Origin of the sequence: Proteus sp. NMG38-2 (assembly GCF_020640995.1) — a bacterium.
Classification (GTDB): domain Bacteria; phylum Pseudomonadota; class Gammaproteobacteria; order Enterobacterales; family Enterobacteriaceae; genus Proteus.
Map to the genome: position 1 here is coordinate 781,247 of NZ_CP085481.1, position 20,557 is coordinate 801,803.

Sequence of the window (20,557 nt, forward strand, 5' to 3'; positions counted from 1 at the left end):
CAGTAACTTTTTTTACTAATACCAAAATTAATATAAATATAAAGAAAAAGGACAGTTTAGACTGTCCTTTTTTCGTTAACTGCACTAAATATAACAAAATTAATGTGTTGTTATTCTGAGTGCTAAATAATCTAATATTGTGCCTACAACGAGGCTTATTGCACCAACAACAACACCATATAAAAACAGTGATGAAGCCCAATGGCCTAATAATTTATTATTTATTGATTGAATAAAATCAATAGATTGGAACATCTCTAAACTAGATAATGAATTGGTAATAACTAGAATTAAGCTACAAATAAAGAAGAAAACGGCGAGTACCAAACCATAGAGAGCAAAGCGGTATTGTTTTATAAATTGTGTTCTTCTCAGAAATTCGCCTGTTTTTTGCGTGTACATAAGCGTATTTTTTGAAATCATCAGCAAAATAAGGCCAGGAACAGAAGCTACGATAGAGAAAAGATAAAACGCCTCCCAGCCATGACTTTCGACATACCAACCCGCAACAGGGCCTACATAAACACGACCAATGGCGGATAGCGCTGAAAGAAGTGCGAATTGTGTTGCTGAAAAAGAAAGATGACAAAGAGTCATTAAAAGTGCAACGAATGCAGCCGTACCCATTCCTCCACAGATATTCTCAAAAGCGACTACGGCACCCATGCTATAGATGTTTTGTTCTGAGATAGCGAGATACCAATAGCCAATATTTGAGCCACCTTGCATTATTCCAAAAATCATTAGTGCTTTAAATAAGCTCCAACGGCGCATTAATAAGCCACCTAATAAGGCACCGATAATCGTGGCAGCAAGTCCTAATGTTTTGTTGACTAAACCAACTTCTCCAGCATCAAAGCCTGCGCCACGAATAAGGAATGTGGTACTTAAACTCAGTGCAAAAGCATCGCCCATTTTATAGAGAACAATGAGGAGTAAAATAAGCCAAGCATTATTACGAGAGAAGAATTCAGCTAAGGGTTCAATTACGGCTTCATAGAGTGTACGAGGGGGTTTTACCGCAGTTTCTGGCTCTTGGGCGAGTAGTGTGGCAATAATACCAATTCCCATTAAAGCAGCCATTAACCAGTACATATTTTGCCAGCCAATATATTTATCAGCGAGCCAAAGTGCCATACCACCAGAAACAAGCATTGCAATGCGATAGCCTAATACAGAAACTGCCGCCCCAGTACCACGTTCATCGGCCTTTAAAATATCTGTTTTATAAGCATCAAAGACAATATCTTGTGAAGCTGAACAAAAAGCGACAATGACAGCTAAAGAAGCAAGCCACCATAAATGATCATTAGGGTTTAAAAACCCCATTCCTGCAATACCCATTACCAACCCTATTTGGGTAAGTAACATCCATCCTCGACGACGCCCAAGAAAAGAGGGCGTATAGCGATCCATAAAAGGTGACCAGAGGAATTTAAAGACATAAGCTTGCCCCACCAATGAGAAGAAACCAATGGTTTTTAAATCAATGTTTTCTACTGTCATCCATGCTTGTAATGTACCTGCGGTTAATGCAAGTGGTAATCCAGAAGTAAAGCCAAGTAACAGTAAAATAAATGATTTGTACCAAGTGGTTTGTTTGAAGGCAGGCTGAACCATGCAAGAATTCCTTTCGACGACCTGTTTAAGATAACAGGTCGTTTATTCTAATAAATTAACGGGCGTTAGATTTGATAAATTGACTGACTGAAGCGTCTTTTGCCATATCGCTAACGAGCTCACTTAAGACATTATTAATTGCAGCCGCAATTTTCTCATTAGTTGCACCAAATGGCCCTTGAACATTGTAGCTAGTACGGAATGTTTTGGTATTAGAACTGCCATTTGGCAAGGTAACAATAACTGAGATATCTGCTTTCGCACTAATATTATGGCGAACACTTCCTTCACCTACATCAGCGTTGAGTTTATTGATAACAATAATTACATCAGCGCTAGCAGGAGAACCCACCATAAAACCACGAGCTGTCATTTGTTTTTGCAATACTTCTTGCATTAAAAATGCAATATCACGAGTTGGAACAAGTATTTCCAGTTTTCCATTACGGTTAATCTCCGCTAGGTTTTTGGATGTACGTTTGTCTTGGCTTGAAATATTCAGTGAAATTGGGCGCATGGTTGGATCGGCCGCAGGGACTGACATTACAGGCTCAATAGAGAGTTTATTACTAGGAGTTGCACAACCTGAAAGCAGTGTTAATGCAAAAACAGCACAGAGTAAATTTTTAATCATGAGGTAATCTCGGTTAAATATGTCTGTTGTGTTAACAAGTAGAATAGGCTTCAAACTTTAGCCTATCATACCACTGCTGATAAGTTGCTAATATCCCTTTAACGAACGAAATTATCTGATTTTATCAATTGATTTTATTTCAAATTAACCTCATTTTTGCTCGTGAATTTGACAATATTCGGCCAATGGTTTTACTCAAGATGAAAAATAAGTGATTATCATCAGCAAAATAAAAAAGAATGAGTTCATCATTTTGTATTGATAAAGACTTAATCAATATAATCTGGTCGACTTATTTTTTGTTCGCCATGATATAAAGGCAGAGTATTAGGGGCAGAAATGATCCGTGATGATATTGAGAATAAGCTGATTTCACGCTTTTCACCGCATTTTTTACAAGTAATAAACGAAAGCCATCGCCATAATGTGCCTGAAGGCTCTGAAAGTCACTTTAAAGTCATTATTGTTAGTGATGAATTTAATGACAAGCGCAGCGTCTCACGCCATCGTGGTGTGTATCAAACCTTAGCTCATGAAATGGAAAATGGTGTTCATGCTCTCGCATTGCATACTTTTACGTTGAGTGAATGGAATGAACAACAGGATAAAGCATTACGCTCTCCTGGATGTCGTGGTGGGAGCCAAGAAGATTAACAATGTTATCGTTAATCGTGAATAAATAGATCCTAAGATGCGTATTTTTTGTTCTTTATAGAGGGAAAAAGGGGCGACTTACTCGATTTTATGAAAAAATTGAGGAATAAAACGGCTCTTTCTCGACTCAACCCCTCTAGATCGTTATAATGTCGCGTCTAATTTTCAGTAAGGTTTCGGGATGCTTCTGATATCAGGGATCCTCGTTTTTTTAAATGTGGCGGCCCCGGTTCTGAAAGGAAAATAAATCTAAATATGCCAATGTCATATTAGTTTCCTTTAAAGTAGACCGAGCACTAAAACTTATTTTGAGGTAACAAGATGCAAGTTTCTGTTGAAACGACTCAAGGCCTAGGGCGTCGTGTCACAATCACCGTACCAGCCGCTGATATCCAAACTGCTGTAGACAGTGAACTGAAAAAAGCTGCTAAAACTGTTCGCATTGATGGTTTCCGTAAAGGTCACGTTCCAATGTCTATGGTTAAACAGCGTTACGGTATGTCTGTACTGAATGATGTTCTTGGTGATTTAATGTCGCGTAATTTCATTAACGCTATCATCGAAAACAAAGTAAACCCAGTTGGCGCGCCTGACTACAAACCAGAGCAATACAAAGAAGGTGAAGACTTTGTTTACTCTGTGGAATTCGAAGTTTTCCCAGAAATCGAACTGAAAGGTCTGGAAAGCATTGAAGTTGTAAAACCCGTTGTCACAGTTAAAGACGAAGACGTTGATAACATGTTAGAAACACTGCGTAAGCAACAAGCAGAGTGGAAAGACAAAGACGGCGAAGTTGCAGCAGAAGATCGTGTAACTGTTGATTTCAATGGTTCTATTGACGGTGAAGAATTCGAAGGCGGAAAAGCTGAAGATTTCGTACTGGCAATGGGTCAAGGTCGTATGATCCCAGGTTTTGAAGAAGGCGTTATCGGTCATAAAGCTGGCGAAGAATTCACAGTCGATGTGACTTTCCCAGAAGATTACCACGCTGAAAACCTGAAAGGTAAAAAAGCACAATTCGCTATCAACCTGAAAAAAGTTGAAGAGCGTGAACTGCCAGAATTAACTGAAGAGTTCATCAAGCGTTTTGGTATTGCTGATGGTTCTGTTGATGGTTTACGTGCAGAAGTACGTAAAAACATGGAACGTGAACTGAAAAATGCAATCCGTACTCGTGTTAAAACACAAGTTATTGATGGCTTAGTTAAAGCAAACGAAGTTGACGTACCAGCAGCCGCTGTAGACAGCGAAATTGAAGTTCTGCAACGTCAAGCAGCTCAACGCTTTGGTGGCGACGAGAAACAAGCTCTGCAATTACCACGTGAACTGTTCGAAGAACAAGCTAAACGTCGTGTAATCGTTGGATTATTGTTAGGTGAAGTGATCAATAGTAATGAACTGAAAGCAGAAGACGAGCGTGTTAATACACTGATCGACGAAATGGCTTCAGCTTACGAAGATCCATCAGAAGTTGTTGAGTTCTACAACAAGAACGAACAACTGATGAATAACATCCGTAATCTTGCATTAGAAGAGCAAGCGGTAGAAAAAATCTTAGCAAATGCTAAAGTAACTGAAAAAGAGACTAACTTCACTGAACTGATGAACGAAGTTCAAATGGGTTAATTTTTAACCGCGATATCGGTTTTAAGCAAAAACCCGTGGTTTTTACCACGGGTTTTTTTCAGTTTGTATATATTTATCAAAATTAGCCTTGAAATCTGAGCGATTATCTCCAGATAATTCTATATTCTCTTTATCACTCCTCGCGAGGCGCCTTGAATGTCTTGTGAGAGATTAGATCATTAGAAATGGTCATGATCAATTATCTCAAGTAAAATTGTTGTCATTGGCACCAATAAGAATGCAATAGGAGACAGACATGTCATTTAACGACACACAGGAACAATTCGCACCTAATATGGCTCTGGTGCCGATGGTTATAGAGCAAACTTCGCGAGGAGAGCGTTCTTACGACATTTATTCACGTTTATTAAAAGAACGTATCATTTTCCTGACTGGCCAAGTTGAAGATCACATGGCTAATCTGATCGTCGCTCAAATGCTGTTTTTAGAAGCAGAAAACCCAGAAAAAGACATCAATTTATATATTAATTCACCAGGTGGTGTGATTACTGCGGGTATGTCCATCTATGACACCATGCAGTACATCAAAGCGGATGTCAGCACGATTTGTATGGGACAAGCGTGTTCAATGGGCGCTTTCTTATTATCAGCTGGTGCAAAGGGTAAACGTATTTGCTTACCTAACTCTCGTGTGATGATCCACCAACCATTAGGTGGTTACCAAGGTCAGGCAACAGATATTCAAATTCATGCGCAAGAAATTTTGAAAGTAAAATCGCGTATGAATGAATTAATGGCTCAGCATACGGGTAAATCTATTGAAGAAATAGAAAGAGACACTGAGCGCGATCGTTTCTTATCCGCTAACGAAGCGTTAGAATACGGATTAGTGGACAAAGTCTATACACAACGTAGTTAATTACAGCACGTTGTAATAGCAAATGAATTAATACGTTTTCTTTGTTAGCCTTTAATCCAAAGGAAACGGCTAGCAATATCTATGTAAAAAAGTCTTTCTTCTTCTTATAACCTGATAAGAAGAATAACTAAGTGAGGTTGACTGATGACAGATAAGCGCAAAGATAGCTCAGGGAAGCTTCTGTATTGCTCTTTCTGCGGTAAAAGCCAGCATGAAGTAAAGAAATTGATTGCTGGTCCGTCGGTTTATATCTGTGATGAATGTGTTGATCTTTGTGTCGATATCATTCGTGAAGAAATAAAAGAACTGGCGCCTCATCATGAACGCAGTGAATTGCCGACGCCACATGAAATTCGTAAGCACCTTGATGACTATGTTATCGGTCAAGAATTGGCTAAAAAAGTTCTGGCTGTTGCCGTTTATAATCACTATAAACGCCTGCGTAATGGCGATAAAGCCAATGGTGTTGAGCTAGGAAAAAGTAATATTTTGCTGATTGGACCTACTGGTAGTGGTAAAACGCTATTAGCAGAAACATTAGCACGCTACCTAGATGTTCCTTTTACTATGGCAGATGCCACTACGCTGACAGAAGCAGGCTATGTGGGCGAAGATGTTGAAAACATTATTCAAAAACTGCTACAAAAATGTGATTACGATGTGCAAAAAGCACAACGTGGTATTGTTTATATTGATGAAATTGACAAGATCACTCGTAAATCTGAAAACCCATCGATCACACGCGATGTGTCTGGTGAAGGTGTACAGCAAGCATTATTGAAACTAGTTGAAGGAACTGTGGCTTCAGTTCCTCCACAAGGTGGACGTAAGCACCCACAACAAGAGTTTTTACAGGTTGATACCTCTAAAATCCTCTTTATTTGTGGTGGTGCATTTGCTGGCCTTGATAAAGTTGTTGCACAACGTTTAAATACACACTCTGGTATTGGTTTTGGTGCAGAAGTCAAAAGCCAAAAAGAAAAAGCCAGCGAAGGTGAATTATTAGCCCAAGTTGAACCAGAAGATCTGATTAAATTTGGACTTATTCCCGAATTTATTGGACGTTTACCTGTTGTTGCGACATTAGGTGAGTTAAACGAAGATGCACTGATCCAAATCTTACAAGAACCTAAAAATGCACTGACAAAACAATATCAGGCATTATTTAAGTTAGAAGGAGTGGATTTAGAATTCCGTAAAGAAGCGCTGACTGCAATCGCGAAAAAAGCCATGGTGCGTAAAACAGGTGCTCGTGGTTTACGCTCAATTGTTGAAGCTGCATTACTTGATACGATGTATGACCTTCCTTCATTTGAAAATGCAGAGAAAGTTGTTATTGATGAAGGTGTCATCAATGGAAAATCTGAGCCGTTGATTATTTATAGTCAACCAGAAAACCAGGCATCAGGTGAATAATGCATCGTAATTTGGCAATGTCTCTTATCTGACATTATCTGTAATTTTCTCTTAAATAGACGAGAAATTTAAGATAAAGCGCGCCAACGCAATAAAAATGAGGGAATTTTCCCTCATTTTGTTTTTTTAATGGGTAAGGCTATTGAATGTCAGAAAAGTGCCCTTATATATTTTGACAATCCGTGGAATTAATTTTATTTGGTGACATGCGAATAAAATTACCTGTAAAAGCGTTAAGCTAAAAACGAAGAGAGAGCTCTATGAATCCTGAGCGTCCAGAATGTATTGAAATACCTGTATTGCCACTACGTGATGTTGTTGTATATCCACATATGGTAATCCCGTTGTTCGTTGGTCGTGAAAAATCAATTCATTGCTTAGAAGCGGCGATGAACGACAACAAACAAATTATGCTGGTTGCGCAGAAAGATGCATCTACTGACGAACCAGGTGTTAATGATCTTTTTTCTGTTGGTACAGTGGCGTCTGTTTTACAGATGCTAAAATTGCCTGATGGAACAGTAAAAGTCCTTGTTGAAGGTATTCGTCGTGCCAAAATTACGATGTTATCTGATAATGGTGAGTACTTTCAGGCGAAAGCAGAATACCTTGAAACGCCAGCGGTTGATGAGCGTGAACAAGAAGTCTTAAATCGTACAACGATTAATCAGTTTGAAGGTTATATCAAACTGAATAAAAAAATTCCGCCAGAAGTATTGGCTTCATTACATGCTATCGAAGAATCAGCAAAATTAGCAGATACCATTGCTTCTCATATGCCGCTGAAACTGAAAGATAAGCAAGCTGTACTTGAAATGTCTGATGTGACTGAACGCCTAGAGTACTTAATGGCGATGATGGAATCAGAAATCGATCTGCTACAAGTTGAAAAACGCATTCGTAACCGTGTTAAAAAGCAGATGGAAAAAAGTCAGCGAGAGTATTATCTCAATGAACAAATGAAAGCGATCCAAAAAGAGTTAGGTGAGATGGATGATGCACCTGATGAAATGGAATCGCTGAAACGTAAAATCGACGCTGCAAAAATGCCAAAAGAGGCAAAAGAAAAGACAGAAGCAGAACTTCAGAAATTAAAAATGATGTCGCCAATGTCAGCAGAAGCTACAGTTGTACGTAGCTATATCGATTGGATGGTTCAAGTTCCTTGGAATAGCCGTAGCAAAGTTAAAAAAGACTTAGTGAAAGCACAAGAAGTGCTTGATACTGACCATTATGGTTTAGAACGTGTTAAAGAGCGTATCCTTGAATATCTCGCGGTACAGTCTCGTGTTAGCAAAATCAAAGGACCAATTCTGTGCTTGGTTGGACCTCCTGGTGTGGGTAAAACCTCTCTGGGCCAATCTATTGCTAAAGCAACAGGCCGTAAATATGTTCGTATGGCGTTAGGTGGTGTACGTGATGAAGCTGAAATCCGTGGTCACCGTCGTACTTACATTGGTTCTATGCCTGGTAAATTAATTCAGAAAATGGCAAAAGTTGGTGTGAAAAACCCACTTTTCCTATTAGATGAAATTGATAAGATGTCATCAGACATGCGAGGCGATCCTGCATCTGCACTGCTAGAGGTGTTAGATCCAGAACAGAATATCGCATTTAACGACCATTATTTGGAAGTTGATTACGATCTGTCTGATGTTATGTTTGTGGCGACATCTAACTCCATGAACATACCGGCACCGTTGTTAGATCGTATGGAAGTTATTCGTTTATCGGGTTATACCGAAGATGAAAAGCTGAACATCGCTAAACAGCACTTGTTACCAAAGCAGATTGAACGTAATGCATTAAAACCAAGTGAGCTGACAATCCATGACAGCGCCATTATGGGCATTATTCGTTATTACACTCGTGAAGCGGGTGTGCGTAGTTTAGAACGCGAAATTTCTAAATTATGCCGTAAAGCAGTGAAACAACTGCTGATGGATAGCACAATCAAACATATTGAGATTAACGAAGATAATCTCAAAGACTATTTAGGTGTTCGTAAAGTGGACTACGGTCGTGCTGATACTGAAAACCGAGTAGGTATGGTGACAGGACTTGCATGGACAGAAGTTGGTGGTGACCTACTGACAATTGAAACAGCTAGTGTACCAGGTAAAGGCAAACTAACATTCACTGGTTCTTTAGGTGAAGTTATGCAAGAGTCTATCCAAGCAGCAATGACAGTTGTTCGTGCTCGTGCGGATAAACTGGGTATCAATAGCGATTTCTATGAAAAACGTGATATGCACGTACACGTTCCTGAAGGTGCGACACCAAAAGATGGTCCAAGTGCGGGTATCGCAATGTGTACTGCATTGGTATCAAGCCTAACAGGTAACCCTGTACGTTCGGATGTTGCAATGACGGGCGAAATTACGTTACGCGGACAAGTATTGCCAATTGGCGGACTGAAAGAAAAGTTACTTGCTGCACATCGTGGTGGAATTAAGACTGTTCTTATCCCAGATGAAAATAAACGTGATTTAGAAGAAATTCCTGAAAATATTGTTGCTGACCTGGATATTCACCCGGTGAAAACAATTGAGGAAGTTTTATCGTTAGCCCTACAAAACTCGCCGTTTGGCATGGAAATTGTGACGGATAAATCACACTAAAAAGTGATGCTAGTCATAAATTATAGCTAAAAAAAAGGCTGGATAAGTAATAAAAGCTTGCCAGCCTTTTTTTGTGTCGCTAATTTAATGGGGATTTTAATTAATAATGCTGTTTTATCGGTCTTGCTATATCTAAAAAGGCTTGATATAACGACGTTTGCAAAATTTGCCATTAATGGTGAAAAATAACGCATAAAATTATGGGGATGAAAGCGTGAATAAAACTCAACTGATCGACAAAATTGCTGCAAATGCAGATATCTCAAAAGCGGCAGCTGGTCGTGTTGTAGATGCTCTGGTTGCTTCTATCACTGAATCTTTACAAAAAGGTGATGATGTAGCATTAGTAGGTTTCGGTACTTTTACTGTACGTGATCGTGCAGCTCGTACTGGCCGTAACCCACAAACTGGTAAAGAAATTCAAATTGAAGCTGCAAAAGTTCCTGCATTCCGTGCAGGTAAAGGCTTAAAAGACGCAGTTAATCAATAATAGTTGAACGAACTTTCTGCCAAAGGGTTATTAACTTAACGTTATGGATAAACAGAAAACGACTCAATTAAAAAATGAAGCGCATCTTTTTGAGATGCGCTTTTCTTTTTTTAGGTGTTAAATCACGATTAAACCTTGAATTCTCTGGCGATAAGACGTGAAACTAAAGTAGTCATTTGATAGAATGTCGCGTTGTTCTATAACTGAAATAGACAACAATGAATGATTCAGTGGTGAGTTAAATGGTTATCGTAATCAATGAATCAAATAATGCTGTTTAGTTTTCTTAGTGATAGAAAGTGCGTGTTTAAGACTGCACATTGAATACGGGACTGGCTGTTTTTAACGATTGTCGCGTGTCGCGATATTTTGATATTAAGCCAGCATGGGCATATTATCTTTTCGCTGTGCTCAAAATAGTCGTGTAACACTCATAAAAATAATTTTTATTTCACCAAACGGAGCCTCGTCTCGTTATGATGGACAACATTCGTTCAACTGCTAATAATCCATTTATCAAGATATTATTAGCTGTGATCATCCTCTCTTTCGTCCTAACTGGTGTGGGCGGATATCTCTTTAGTTCTGGCGTTAATGATGCTGCGGAAGTTAACGGGTATAAAATTAGCCGTTCTCAATTAGAGCAAACTTACCAACAACGTCGCGCTCAGTTACAACAAGATATGGGTGAAAACTTTGCTGCTCTTGCTTCATCAGAAGAAGGTCAGAAACTAATCCGCCAACAATCACTTGATTTGCTTATTAATCAAGCATTACTAGATCAATTTGCACAAAATCTTGGTATTTCAGCGGGCGATCAACAAATTAGAGATGCAATTTTTGCGCTTCCTTACTTTCAAACTGATGGTAAATTTGACAATAAAAAATACGTCGATTTATTGAAAGGCAATAATATTGATGCAGATGCATTTGCTGAAGGTATTCGCCAAAATCTGATCAATCAGCAATTAAGATTCTCTATCCAAGGCACTGATTTTGCCTTAGAGAGTGAAGTTAAAGAATTTGCAGGACTGATGCTGCAAAGTCGTAACGTACGCTTAGCGTCATTAGATATTCAGCCATTCCTTGAAAAAGAAACGGCATCAGACGACGAAGTGAAGGCGTTCTATGAACAAAATAACCAAATGTTTATCGCGCCAGAGCAATTTAAAGTCAGTTATATTCAATTAAATGCTCAAAAAGATCTTAATAGTATTAATATTACCGATGATGAAGCAAAAGCGTATTACGACAGCAACATCGATGAATTTACTGCTGCGGGACAGAAACAATACAGCATCTTAGTATTAGCTGATGAAGCTGCCGCAAAAGCAGCAGAAGAAGAGCTGAAAAAAGGTGCAGACTTCGTTACGTTAGTCAAAGAGAAATCAGTCGATGCTTTCTCCGCCAAACAAAATGGTTCTTTAGGTTGGATAACTATCGGGCAAGAATTACCAGAACTGGCTAATGCGAGCTTGACAGAAAAAGGCCAACTTTCTGCGCCTGTTAAAATCAGCAATGGTTACGCAATTTTCCGCCTTGATGATATTAAACAATCTGTCGTAAAACCGTTTGACGAAGTGAAAACAGATTTACTGGCAAAAATGCGCGAAAATAAAGCTATCGATGATTTCTTTGCATTGCAACAACGCGTGAGTCAGGCTGCCTCTAATGATAACGACACATTAGCACCTGCTGCTAAAGCGGGTAATGTGACAGTTGTTGATACAGATTGGTTTGATGAAAATAGCGTACCAGCACCATTAAATAATGAAAAACTGACCCAATTAATTTTTGGTGGCTCATTAGTTGATGAAAATGGCCCTATGGGCATGAACTCAGATATGGTGACGTTAGGTAATGATAGTGCATTTGTCGTGCGCGTAGAGGGTTATAAGCCTTCTGCAAGCCTACCGTTAGATAAAGTGCGTGATCAAGTTGTTATGCTTGTTAAACAGCAAAAAGCATCGCAAGCAATGAATACACAGGCGCAGAAAATTTTAGCTGCGTTAAAAGAAGGCAAAGGTGATGAAGCACTAAAAGTGGCTAACCTTTCCTTTGGTGATGTGGAAAGCATTGTTCATTCATCTGCGACAGATGCAGTTCAAACCGCTATTTTTGCTATGCCTAAACCTGCTGACGGCAAAAAAGAATATGGTATGACTAATGTGCCAGGCACTAAGGTTGTCTTTATTCAATTAGATAGCGTGACAGATGGTAAACCAACATCAGAGCAATTAGAGTTTATGGCTAATCTCTATCGTGCACAGATGGGCGAAGAAGCCTTACAACTGATTTTACGTGACTTAAAAGACAACGCTAAAATTGAGATCTTTGACAAAGATTATCAATAAGTTATCTTTAAATCTTAATAGAAACCCAGCTTAGGCTGGGTTTTTTTATGAATATCAAATATTGATATTGAGTGTTTATATCTATTTTTCTTAAAAAAGAATATTTGAGAGCAACCCCGATAATTTTTCTGTAACTCAGCTTTTGTTCATTTTATTTTTCCTATTCTCTCGACATTTTATTTTTATGTAATTGCAGGTTTATCAATATCTTGTCATTATTTTTTTGCATTCAGAAAACACTGTTTGCTATTGAATTTAAAATTATTTTATAAAAGGAAATTATGATTATGACGATGGATAAAAAAGTGTTATCAGGATTTATGGCTTCAATCTGCCTTGCTTTAGGACTAGGACTTTCACCGCTTTCTTATGCAGAAGAAACACCTGTTTCAACCCCCTCGATTTCTATTGAAACGAGCACATCTGTTGATAAAGAAGCAAAAGATGTAAAAGCAAATGTAGAAGGTAAGGTTGATTTAAATACAGCAACGGTTGATGAGTTAATGGGGCTTAAAGGTATTGGTAAAGCGAAAGCTCAAGCTATTATTGATTACCGTGAACAATTGGGTCGATTTACCTCTATTGAACAACTTGAAAAAGTATTTGGTATAGGGATGAAATTAGTCGAACAAAATCGTGATTTTATCGTCATAAACTAATGAGCTAATTTGCATTTTATATTGTATGTAGCACGTTTATTGAAAAGATAAATATTGTTTAATAACTTGTGTTTCTCTTCGTAATAAGAGAAACACATTTCCATGAATTGATTTGTTAAATGGAGTGAAAGATAAAAGAGCTAAATTGAGATATTACTAAATTTATTTTTTTGACTATATTTATTGTATCGCAAAGAAACGTTATCAAAAATTTTAATATAACAATCAAGAGGTAATGAGTTTGTATGAGTACATTAATTAAAGTTTATGGTTTTCATTTGGATGTTTTTGAACACGTGAATAATGCACGTTACCTTGAGTTTTTAGAACAAGCCCGATGGGATTGGATTGAACAACATTTAGATTTTGCTTGGTTTAAGCGCAATGGTTTGGCGTTAGTGGTCGCTAATATCAATATTAATTATCGCTTACCAGCAAGTCTTGGTGATGAGTTGATTATTGACTGTGAAGTTGCTGAAGTCGGAATTAAAAGTGGTGTACTGTCTCAAAAAATAGTCAGAAAAAAAGATGGTGCGCTTATCTCTGATGCATTAATCACTTTTGTTCTTGTAGACATCAATACCAAAAAAGCACTGACCTTAACGGATCAGCTAAGAGAAAAACTAGAGTATGTGCGCCAATCATCATAATACGAAGTGATTTCGTATTATAAATAAAAATAATGCGGTCAAGATGAGTTAACTTAACGTAATTTAAGGCAGTGGTAATACATGAGAGGTTATCACTGCCTAAGCCAACAAGTTGCAGTGATAACAAACAGTGGACGATATTACAGTAACTATTTTAACCCTACTTTCTGTTTCATTGCCTGCATGATTTGCGTTTTATCAGCTAAATAAGTGTTTAATCCGCGTTGTCTTAAATGGCAAGCTGCACATTCGCCACAGCCATCACCTTGAACACCGTTATAGCAAGTCAAGGTTTCATGACGAACAAAATCTAATTTTTGGTAATAATCTGCTAATGCCCAAGTTTCAGCTTTATCTAGCCACATTAATGGAGTGATGAATTTAATATCACGTGCAATACCTAAATTGACTGCATGATTTAGTGCTTTGACAAATTCATCACGACAATCAGGATAGCCTGAAAAATCAGTCTCACAAACTCCTGTAATGACACTTTCAGCCCCAATTTGGTAAGCGTAAATAGCAGCTAAAGTGAGGAAAAGAATATTTCTACCCGGTACAAAGGTACTTGGAATATCACTTTCTTCACTTTCTTTGAAATCAGGGACAGGTATATTGTCGCGAGTTAAGCTACTGATAGCGAGTTCATTGAGTAAATTTACATCCAAAACTTTATGCGCAGTTGCCCCCAGTAATTGACTTACTCTTTGTGCTACCTCAATTTCTTCTTTATGGCGTTGCCCATAATTAAATGTAATGCAATGTACTTCATCGTACTTTTCTTTTGCTTGAATAAGGCATGTTGTCGAATCTTGTCCACCGCTAAAGACAACGACCGTTTTTTTCATCGGAATACTCCTGAAAATTGAATTTACATAAGGATTAGTACGCATAAAAGTACATATATTATGACAATTTATTACCGATTTATCATTAGATGATTACTCTTATAGTAAGGGGCAGGTTATCATTATTTTTTGTAGGGGCATATTTTGAAGGAGTATCTATGTTAGATAAGATTGACCGTAAATTATTAGCGCTATTACAGGAAGATTCAAGCCTCTCACTGAATACTTTGGCTGAGGCTGTTAACCTAACCTCAACGCCTTGCTGGAAACGATTGAAACGACTTGAGGATGAAGGGTATATTCGTAAGCGAGTTGCCCTACTTGATAGTGAAAAAATTGGGCTAGGTCTAACAGTTATTGTTATGATTAGAACACAGCAACATAATAGCGAATGGTACGAACAATTTGTTTCATTTGTTAAGCAAATGCCAGAAGTACTGACATTCTATCGAATGGCGGGTGAGTGTGATTATCTAATGCATGTTGAAGTGGTAGACATGAAAAGTTACGACTTGTTTTATAAGCGTATGGTTAATGGTGTACCAGGTCTTATTGACGTGACTTCTAACTTCGCAATGGAAAAAATTAAATACACAACGGCAATGCCGATACCTGAATAAGGTTCATCTTTACCAACTGGCACTTTTATTTTTTGTATAACCTTAGGATTTAAGGCGTGGCTCTATTTTCACAGCTCAGTTGGTATTTCCTCAGTGAATGGCGTCGTTATGTCGGTGCTATTTTCTTATTGATGGTTATCGCAGTATTACAGGTGATCCCTCCTAAAATTGTAGGGATCATTGTGGATGGTGTTGATAACCATAGTCTGTCGTTTAGCCAAGTAATGAATTGGGTTGGCGTGATGGTGTTAATTGCCCTCGCGGTTTATCTTTTGCGTTATTTTTGGCGACTTTGGTTATTTGGTGCTTCTTATCAATTAGCCGTAAAACTGCGAATGCAGATTTACCAACAGCTTAATCAGCAATCCTCTTCTTTCTATCATCGTTATCGTACTGGCGATTTGATCGCTCGTACCACGAATGACGTTGATAAAGTCGTTTTTGCGGCTGGAGAAGGCGTTCTAACTTTAGTTGATTCAATGGTAATGGGACTTGCTGTACTTGTGATGATGAGCATCCAGTTAAGCTGGGAACTGACACTAATTTCACTATTACCTATGCCACTAATGGCCATTTTGATTAAACGTTATGGTGATAAGTTACATAGCCGTTTTAAAACTGCTCAGGCACTTTTTTCTTCACTGAATAATCAAGCACAAGAAAGCCTGAGTAGTATTCGCATGATCAAATCATTTGGACTTGAACAACAGCATGCTTCTCGTTTCGATGATGTTGCAAAAGAAACTGGGCGTCAAAATATGCGAGTTGCGAGAATTGATGCTTTGTTTGATCCCACCATTTTTATGGCGATCGGTTTTGCTAATTTACTCGCAGTTGCTGGTGGGAGTTATTTGGTACTCAATGACAAAATGACATTAGGTGAGTTAACCAGTTTTGTTATGTATTTAGGTCAAATGATTTGGCCCATGCTAGCGCTGGCATGGATGTTTAATATTGTTGAACGTGGTAGTGCTGCCTATAGCCGAATTAATAGCTTATTGAATGAAAAACTCGATATGATTGATGGTGATTTATCACCAAAACAAGGTCGAGGGATATTGTCTGTTGATATCGACCGCTTTCAGTATCCTGAACAAACAACGGATGTGCTTAAGAATATTCATTTCACCTTATCTCCTGGCGATATGTTGGGAATTTGCGGGATGACTGGAAGTGGAAAAAGTACACTACTTACCGTTATTCAACGACTTTACGATGTAACTGAAGGTGAAATTTGTTTTCAATCCATACCTATTTATCAATTAAAACTCGATGAATGGCGAGCGCGTTTAGCTGTGGTTAATCAAACACCTTTTTTATTTTCAGATACCATTGCAGGAAATATTGCATTAGGGCGTCCTAATGCAACTAAAGACGAAATTGAAGCGGTAGCTAAATTGGCCAATATTCATGACGATATTCTGCGTTTACCTGAAGGGTATCAAACGCAGGTAGGTGAAAAAGGTGTGATGCTATCTGGTGGGCAAAAACAGCGTATTTCTATTGCGCGAGCGCTACTCTTAGATGCGGAAATTTTGTTATTAGATGACGCATTATCTGCCGTTGATGGACAAACTGAATATCAAATTTTACAAAATTTGTCGCAATGGCGAAAAGATAGAACGTTGATTATCAGTGCACATCGTTTATCTGCTTTGGTTGGTGCTACTAATATCCTAGTGCTAAAACAAGGCGAAATTGTAGAACAAGGTACGCATCAACAATTAATTTCAATACCTGGTTGGTATCAAGATATGTACCATTATCAGCAATTAGAGGCCGCGCTGGATGACGATAAGTAAAAATAAATCCGTTAAAGCGCTATTCCCTGCATTAAAGCGTCTTTTAACTTATGGTAAAACCTATCGTAAGCCTATGACATGGGGCGTCATTATGTTGTGGGTAGCCGCAGTTGCAGAGGTGGGTGGCCCATTAATTGTTGGTTATTTCATTGATCAAAAAGTGGCTACGAATAATGTTGAATTAACATCTTCATTAGGTTTGGCATTGGCGTTTATTCTTTTACAAATAATAGCTGCGACACTTCATTATTATCAGGCAATTGTATTTAATCATGCAGCTGTTGGGGTTGTACAACAATTACGCACAGATGTGATGAGCGCGGCACTAAAACAGCCATTAAGTGCTTTTGATAATCAACCCGTAGGCCAATTAATTTCTCGTGTAACGAATGATACCGAAACAATTAAAGATTTGTTTGTTAACGTCTTACCGACATTGTTCCGTGCCATTGCGTTAGTGGTTGTTATGTTAATTGCTATGTTCTTATTAGAGTGGCAAATGGCATTGGTAGCGATGACTATCTTCCCAGCAGTTATTGGTGTGATGATGCTTTATCAGCGGCTCAGTACACCAATAGTCCGTAATGTACGCCATTTTCTTGCCAATATTAATGATGGTTTCCATGAAGTTATCAATGGAATGTCAGTGATCCAGCAATTTAGGCAACAAGCTCGATTTGGTCAAAGAATGTCGGATGATAGCTGGCAGCATTATCAAGCCCGTATGAAAGCATTAAAACTCGATGGGCTGTTATTGCGCCCTTTGCTAAGTATGCTCTCTGCGTTGGTTTTATGTGGCTTATTGATGCTATTTGGCTATCAAGGCAGTGCGGTTATTGGTGTTGGGGTGATTTATGCGTTTATTAGCTATTTGGGGCGATTAAATGAACCATTAATCACATTGACATCACAGCAGTCCATTTTGCAACAAGCGGTTGTTTCAGGTGAACGTGTTTTTGAATTGATGGATGCACCTACACAACATTACGGCTCATCATCACATATCATTACCCAAGGCAATATTGATGTTAATTCCTTATGGTTTGCCTATCGTGATGAACAATGGGTATTAAAAGATATCAATTTAACTATTCCTTCTCGCCATTTTGTGGCATTTGTTGGACATACAGGGAGTGGTAAAAGTACGTTAGCAAGTCTGTTGATGGGAAATTACCCTTGGCAAAAAGGGAATATTTATTTAGATGGGCAACCTTTAGAGGATTATTCTCATTATGCATTGCGTAGTGGTATTGCTATGGTGCAGCAAGATCCGGTTTTATTATCAGGTTCGTTGTATGACAACATTACATTAGGGCGAGAATGTGAAGAGTCACATTTATGGCAGGTATTAGAAACAGTACAGCTTGATCAATGGGCTAAAGCATTACCAGAAGGATTACAAACAGAACTTGGCGAACAAGGTAGTCGCTTATCTGCGGGGCAAAAACAGTTACTTGCATTAGCTCGTGTATTATTAATACCACCTCGTATTCTTATTCTTGATGAAGCAACAGCAAATATTGATTCAGGAACAGAGCAAGCCATCCAGAAAGCATTAAAAGTAGTAAGAGAAAAAACAACCCTGATTGTTATTGCTCATCGACTTTCAACTATAATTGAAGCCAATGAAATCGTGGTGCTTCATCGTGGTGCAATTGTTGAGCAGGGTGATCACATGGAATTACTCTCACAAAAAGGGCGATACTATAATATGTTTCAATTACAGCAGGTTAGAGAATCTTTACAAGAACAAGATCCTGTTGAAGTAGAATAATTGACTTAAAATTAATATTTGATTTTTTTAGAGGGCACATAAAATTATGTGCCCTTTTTTATTTCCCAACTATTTTGCTTTTATCAAAATAGCAGGTTTATGTCTGCACCAATACGGTGAATTTATTGGTTTTATTTTTCAATAATTAAAATTTTTATTTAAATATCAATACATTAAAAGTTGGCATGTCTTTTGCTCTATAAACATTGTTCTTTCTTACATCGACGAGGTTTATATGAAATATATCATCGCCATAATTAAGCCATTTAAATTAGAAGAGGTCAGAGAGTTACTTTCTGAGTTAGGTATAAAAGGGATGACAATCAGTGAAGTAAAGGGATATGGGCGGCAGAAAGGGCATGCAGAGCTTTATCGAGGGGCCGAATACGAAGTTAATTTTCTTCCCAAAGTGAAAATAGAACTCGCCATCAGTGATGAGCAACTTGAGCCTGTTATACAAACGATTATGCAAGCGACAGATACGGGCAAAGTGGGGGATGGCAAAATTTTTGTTTTGGAATTATTACAAGCTGTTCGTATTCGTACGGGTGAGTTTGGTGATGAGGCTCTTTAAAGGAGAATTTCGATGAAAAGCTTACTTTCTTTATTATTAATGTTAGTACTTACAAACTTTTCTTCATCAGCATTTGCCTCTGAAATCTCGGTTATCGATAAAGCTGATAATGGTTTTATGTTGATTTGCACTGCACTGGTCTTTTTTATGACTATCCCTGGTATTGCCCTGTTTTATGGGGGATTACTGAGAAGTAAAAACGTACTTTCATTGATAACACAAGTGATGATGATCTTTAGTGTTGTGATCATTCTTTGGATAACTTTTGGCTACAGTTTAGCTTTTACTGCGGGTAATAAAGTATGGGGTGGGTGGTCACTTACTTTCTTAAGTAATATTTCTTTGGCGTCAGTTTCAGGTTCAATTAATCAATATGTACACATTGCTTTTCAAGGCTCTTTTGCTGTAATAACGATTGCCTTGATTGTTGGAGCACTGGGTGAGCGTATCCGTTTTTCAGCGTTGGTTATTTTTACGGTTATTTGGTTTACGTTTTCTTATATTCCGATCGCTCATATGGTATGGGGAGAAGGTGGCTGGCTAATTGATGATGGCGCACTTGATTTTGCAGGCGGAACCGTGGTTCATATCAATGCGGCTGTTGCTGCCCTTGTTGGTGCTTACTTACTCGGTAAGCGACGTGATTATCAACACTTAGCCCTTAAGCCTCATAATTTACCGATGGTATTTATTGGAACGGCTGTGCTTTATATTGGTTGGTTTGGCTTCAATGCAGGCTCTGCGGGAAGTGCAAATGCAATTGCAGCCTTAGCATTTTTGAATACAGTGATTGCAACGGCAGGGGCAGTGCTTTCTTGGACTGCATCAGAATGGATCACTAGAGGAAAACCATCAATGTTAGGCAGTTGCTCTGGTTGTATTGCTGGACTGGTGGCGATTACGCCAGCTGCAGGCACTGTCGGTGTTATGGGCGCATTATTTATTGGTGTTACAGGTGGAATTATCGGACTTTGGGGTGTTGTTATTTTAAAACGGTGGCTAAAAGCTGATGATGTTTGTGATGTTTTTGGCATTCATGGAACTTGTGGCATTGCGGGATGTTTATTAACGGGGATATTTACGGCTTCATTTTTAGGGGGAGTGGGCTATAGCGATGGTATGACATTAAGCAAGCAAGTTTTAATACAGTTAATGAGTGTTGTTATTACAGTGATTTGGTCAGGAGTTGTAGCTTATCTTAGTTTTAAAATCGCAGATAAGCTGGTGGGATTACGAGTTTCTGAAGAAGAAGAGCATGATGGATTAGATTTAACCTCTCATGGTGAACGTGCTTATCAGCAGTAATTGTCTATTCCCCCTCTTTTGAGGGGGGAA

The 20,557-nt window shown here is 38.4% G+C and carries 17 protein-coding genes; 14 read left to right on the plus strand and 3 right to left on the minus strand.

What is annotated here, in order from left to right:
• Positions 1-99: 99 nt before the first annotated feature.
• Positions 100-1,620: a muropeptide MFS transporter AmpG gene (gene ampG, locus LG402_RS03670; protein WP_166539490.1), complete on the minus strand. Its 1,521-nt coding sequence runs from the start codon at positions 1,618-1,620 to the stop codon at positions 100-102.
• Between the two features lie 55 nt (positions 1,621-1,675).
• Entirely contained in the window at positions 1,676-2,254 is a 579-nt protein-coding gene (locus tag LG402_RS03675; protein WP_109407983.1) for a YajG family lipoprotein, read from the minus strand.
• Between the two features lie 339 nt (positions 2,255-2,593).
• On the opposite strand from LG402_RS03675, the gene bolA reads away from it, so the two are divergent.
• The 9 genes from bolA to LG402_RS03720 all read left to right on the plus strand — a co-directional run bounded on the left by bolA (position 2,594) and on the right by LG402_RS03720 (position 13,604).
• Entirely contained in the window at positions 2,594-2,908 is a 315-nt protein-coding gene (gene bolA / locus LG402_RS03680; protein WP_109407982.1) for a transcriptional regulator BolA, read from the plus strand.
• Between the two features lie 321 nt (positions 2,909-3,229).
• A complete protein-coding gene (gene tig / locus LG402_RS03685) occupies positions 3,230-4,534 on the plus strand; it encodes a trigger factor (RefSeq protein WP_166539491.1) in 1,305 nt (434 codons plus the stop codon).
• Between the two features lie 256 nt (positions 4,535-4,790).
• Positions 4,791-5,414 (plus strand): ATP-dependent Clp endopeptidase proteolytic subunit ClpP, encoded by a 624-nt coding sequence (gene clpP / locus LG402_RS03690; RefSeq protein WP_004245088.1) that lies wholly within the window; start codon positions 4,791-4,793, stop codon positions 5,412-5,414.
• A 144-nt stretch (positions 5,415-5,558) separates the two neighbouring features.
• Positions 5,559-6,830 (plus strand): ATP-dependent protease ATP-binding subunit ClpX, encoded by a 1,272-nt coding sequence (gene clpX, locus LG402_RS03695; protein ID WP_036932880.1) that lies wholly within the window; start codon positions 5,559-5,561, stop codon positions 6,828-6,830.
• 260 nt (positions 6,831-7,090) lie between these two features.
• Positions 7,091-9,451: an endopeptidase La gene (gene lon, locus LG402_RS03700; RefSeq protein WP_109407980.1), complete on the plus strand. Its 2,361-nt coding sequence runs from the start codon at positions 7,091-7,093 to the stop codon at positions 9,449-9,451.
• 214 nt (positions 9,452-9,665) lie between these two features.
• The gene (hupB, locus tag LG402_RS03705; RefSeq protein ID WP_036911695.1) at positions 9,666-9,941 is read left to right on the plus strand and encodes a nucleoid-associated protein HU-beta; all 276 of its coding nucleotides are present in this window, start codon (positions 9,666-9,668) and stop codon (positions 9,939-9,941) included.
• A 476-nt stretch (positions 9,942-10,417) separates the two neighbouring features.
• Positions 10,418-12,295 carry a peptidylprolyl isomerase gene (ppiD, locus tag LG402_RS03710; protein ID WP_166539492.1) on the plus strand — a complete coding sequence of 626 codons (1,878 nt, stop codon included), beginning with the start codon at positions 10,418-10,420 and terminating at the stop codon, positions 12,293-12,295.
• A 293-nt stretch (positions 12,296-12,588) separates the two neighbouring features.
• Positions 12,589-12,954 carry a helix-hairpin-helix domain-containing protein gene (locus tag LG402_RS03715; RefSeq protein ID WP_109408086.1) on the plus strand — a complete coding sequence of 122 codons (366 nt, stop codon included), beginning with the start codon at positions 12,589-12,591 and terminating at the stop codon, positions 12,952-12,954.
• 245 nt (positions 12,955-13,199) lie between these two features.
• A complete protein-coding gene (locus LG402_RS03720) occupies positions 13,200-13,604 on the plus strand; it encodes an acyl-CoA thioesterase (protein WP_166539493.1) in 405 nt (134 codons plus the stop codon).
• A 149-nt stretch (positions 13,605-13,753) separates the two neighbouring features.
• On the opposite strand, the gene queC is transcribed toward LG402_RS03720, so the two are convergent.
• Positions 13,754-14,452 carry a 7-cyano-7-deazaguanine synthase QueC gene (gene queC / locus LG402_RS03725; RefSeq protein ID WP_166539494.1) on the minus strand — a complete coding sequence of 233 codons (699 nt, stop codon included), beginning with the start codon at positions 14,450-14,452 and terminating at the stop codon, positions 13,754-13,756.
• 158 nt (positions 14,453-14,610) lie between these two features.
• Between queC and LG402_RS03730 the strand changes: the two genes are divergently transcribed.
• The 5 genes from LG402_RS03730 to amtB all read left to right on the plus strand — a co-directional run bounded on the left by LG402_RS03730 (position 14,611) and on the right by amtB (position 20,527).
• Positions 14,611-15,072 carry an Lrp/AsnC family transcriptional regulator gene (locus LG402_RS03730; RefSeq protein ID WP_036911686.1) on the plus strand — a complete coding sequence of 154 codons (462 nt, stop codon included), beginning with the start codon at positions 14,611-14,613 and terminating at the stop codon, positions 15,070-15,072.
• Between the two features lie 56 nt (positions 15,073-15,128).
• Complete coding sequence (locus LG402_RS03735) at positions 15,129-16,874, plus strand: SmdA family multidrug ABC transporter permease/ATP-binding protein (RefSeq protein ID WP_166539495.1); 1,746 nt, start codon at positions 15,129-15,131, stop codon at positions 16,872-16,874.
• The gene (locus LG402_RS03740; RefSeq protein ID WP_166539496.1) at positions 16,861-18,648 is read left to right on the plus strand and encodes a SmdB family multidrug efflux ABC transporter permease/ATP-binding protein; all 1,788 of its coding nucleotides are present in this window, start codon (positions 16,861-16,863) and stop codon (positions 18,646-18,648) included. The genes LG402_RS03735 and LG402_RS03740 overlap by 14 nt, the downstream gene beginning before the upstream one ends.
• 235 nt (positions 18,649-18,883) lie before the next feature.
• The gene (locus tag LG402_RS03745; protein ID WP_227336448.1) at positions 18,884-19,222 is read left to right on the plus strand and encodes a P-II family nitrogen regulator; all 339 of its coding nucleotides are present in this window, start codon (positions 18,884-18,886) and stop codon (positions 19,220-19,222) included.
• Positions 19,223-19,234: 12 nt separating this feature from the next.
• Positions 19,235-20,527 (plus strand): ammonium transporter AmtB, encoded by a 1,293-nt coding sequence (gene amtB, locus LG402_RS03750; protein WP_227336449.1) that lies wholly within the window; start codon positions 19,235-19,237, stop codon positions 20,525-20,527.
• Positions 20,528-20,557: the final 30 nt, after the last annotated feature.

Excerpts from the sequence above, each read along its gene's own strand:
- LG402_RS03715 (WP_109408086.1), top strand. The coding sequence starts at position 12,589 with ATGGATAAAAAAGTGTTATCAGGATTTATGGCTTCAATCTGCCTTGCT.
- lon (WP_109407980.1), top strand. The coding sequence starts at position 7,091 with ATGAATCCTGAGCGTCCAGAATGTATTGAAATACCTGTATTGCCACTA.
- LG402_RS03675 (WP_109407983.1), bottom strand. The coding sequence starts at position 2,254 with ATGATTAAAAATTTACTCTGTGCTGTTTTTGCATTAACACTGCTTTCA.
- amtB (WP_227336449.1), top strand. The coding sequence starts at position 19,235 with ATGAAAAGCTTACTTTCTTTATTATTAATGTTAGTACTTACAAACTTT.
- clpX (WP_036932880.1), top strand. The coding sequence starts at position 5,559 with ATGACAGATAAGCGCAAAGATAGCTCAGGGAAGCTTCTGTATTGCTCT.
- LG402_RS03745 (WP_227336448.1), top strand. The coding sequence starts at position 18,884 with ATGAAATATATCATCGCCATAATTAAGCCATTTAAATTAGAAGAGGTC.
- LG402_RS03740 (WP_166539496.1), top strand. The coding sequence starts at position 16,861 with ATGACGATAAGTAAAAATAAATCCGTTAAAGCGCTATTCCCTGCATTA.
- tig (WP_166539491.1), top strand. The coding sequence starts at position 3,230 with ATGCAAGTTTCTGTTGAAACGACTCAAGGCCTAGGGCGTCGTGTCACA.
- ampG (WP_166539490.1), bottom strand. The coding sequence starts at position 1,620 with ATGGTTCAGCCTGCCTTCAAACAAACCACTTGGTACAAATCATTTATT.
- bolA (WP_109407982.1), top strand. The coding sequence starts at position 2,594 with ATGATCCGTGATGATATTGAGAATAAGCTGATTTCACGCTTTTCACCG.
- LG402_RS03730 (WP_036911686.1), top strand. The coding sequence starts at position 14,611 with ATGTTAGATAAGATTGACCGTAAATTATTAGCGCTATTACAGGAAGAT.
- LG402_RS03720 (WP_166539493.1), top strand. The coding sequence starts at position 13,200 with ATGAGTACATTAATTAAAGTTTATGGTTTTCATTTGGATGTTTTTGAA.
- queC (WP_166539494.1), bottom strand. The coding sequence starts at position 14,452 with ATGAAAAAAACGGTCGTTGTCTTTAGCGGTGGACAAGATTCGACAACA.
- clpP (WP_004245088.1), top strand. The coding sequence starts at position 4,791 with ATGTCATTTAACGACACACAGGAACAATTCGCACCTAATATGGCTCTG.
- ppiD (WP_166539492.1), top strand. The coding sequence starts at position 10,418 with ATGATGGACAACATTCGTTCAACTGCTAATAATCCATTTATCAAGATA.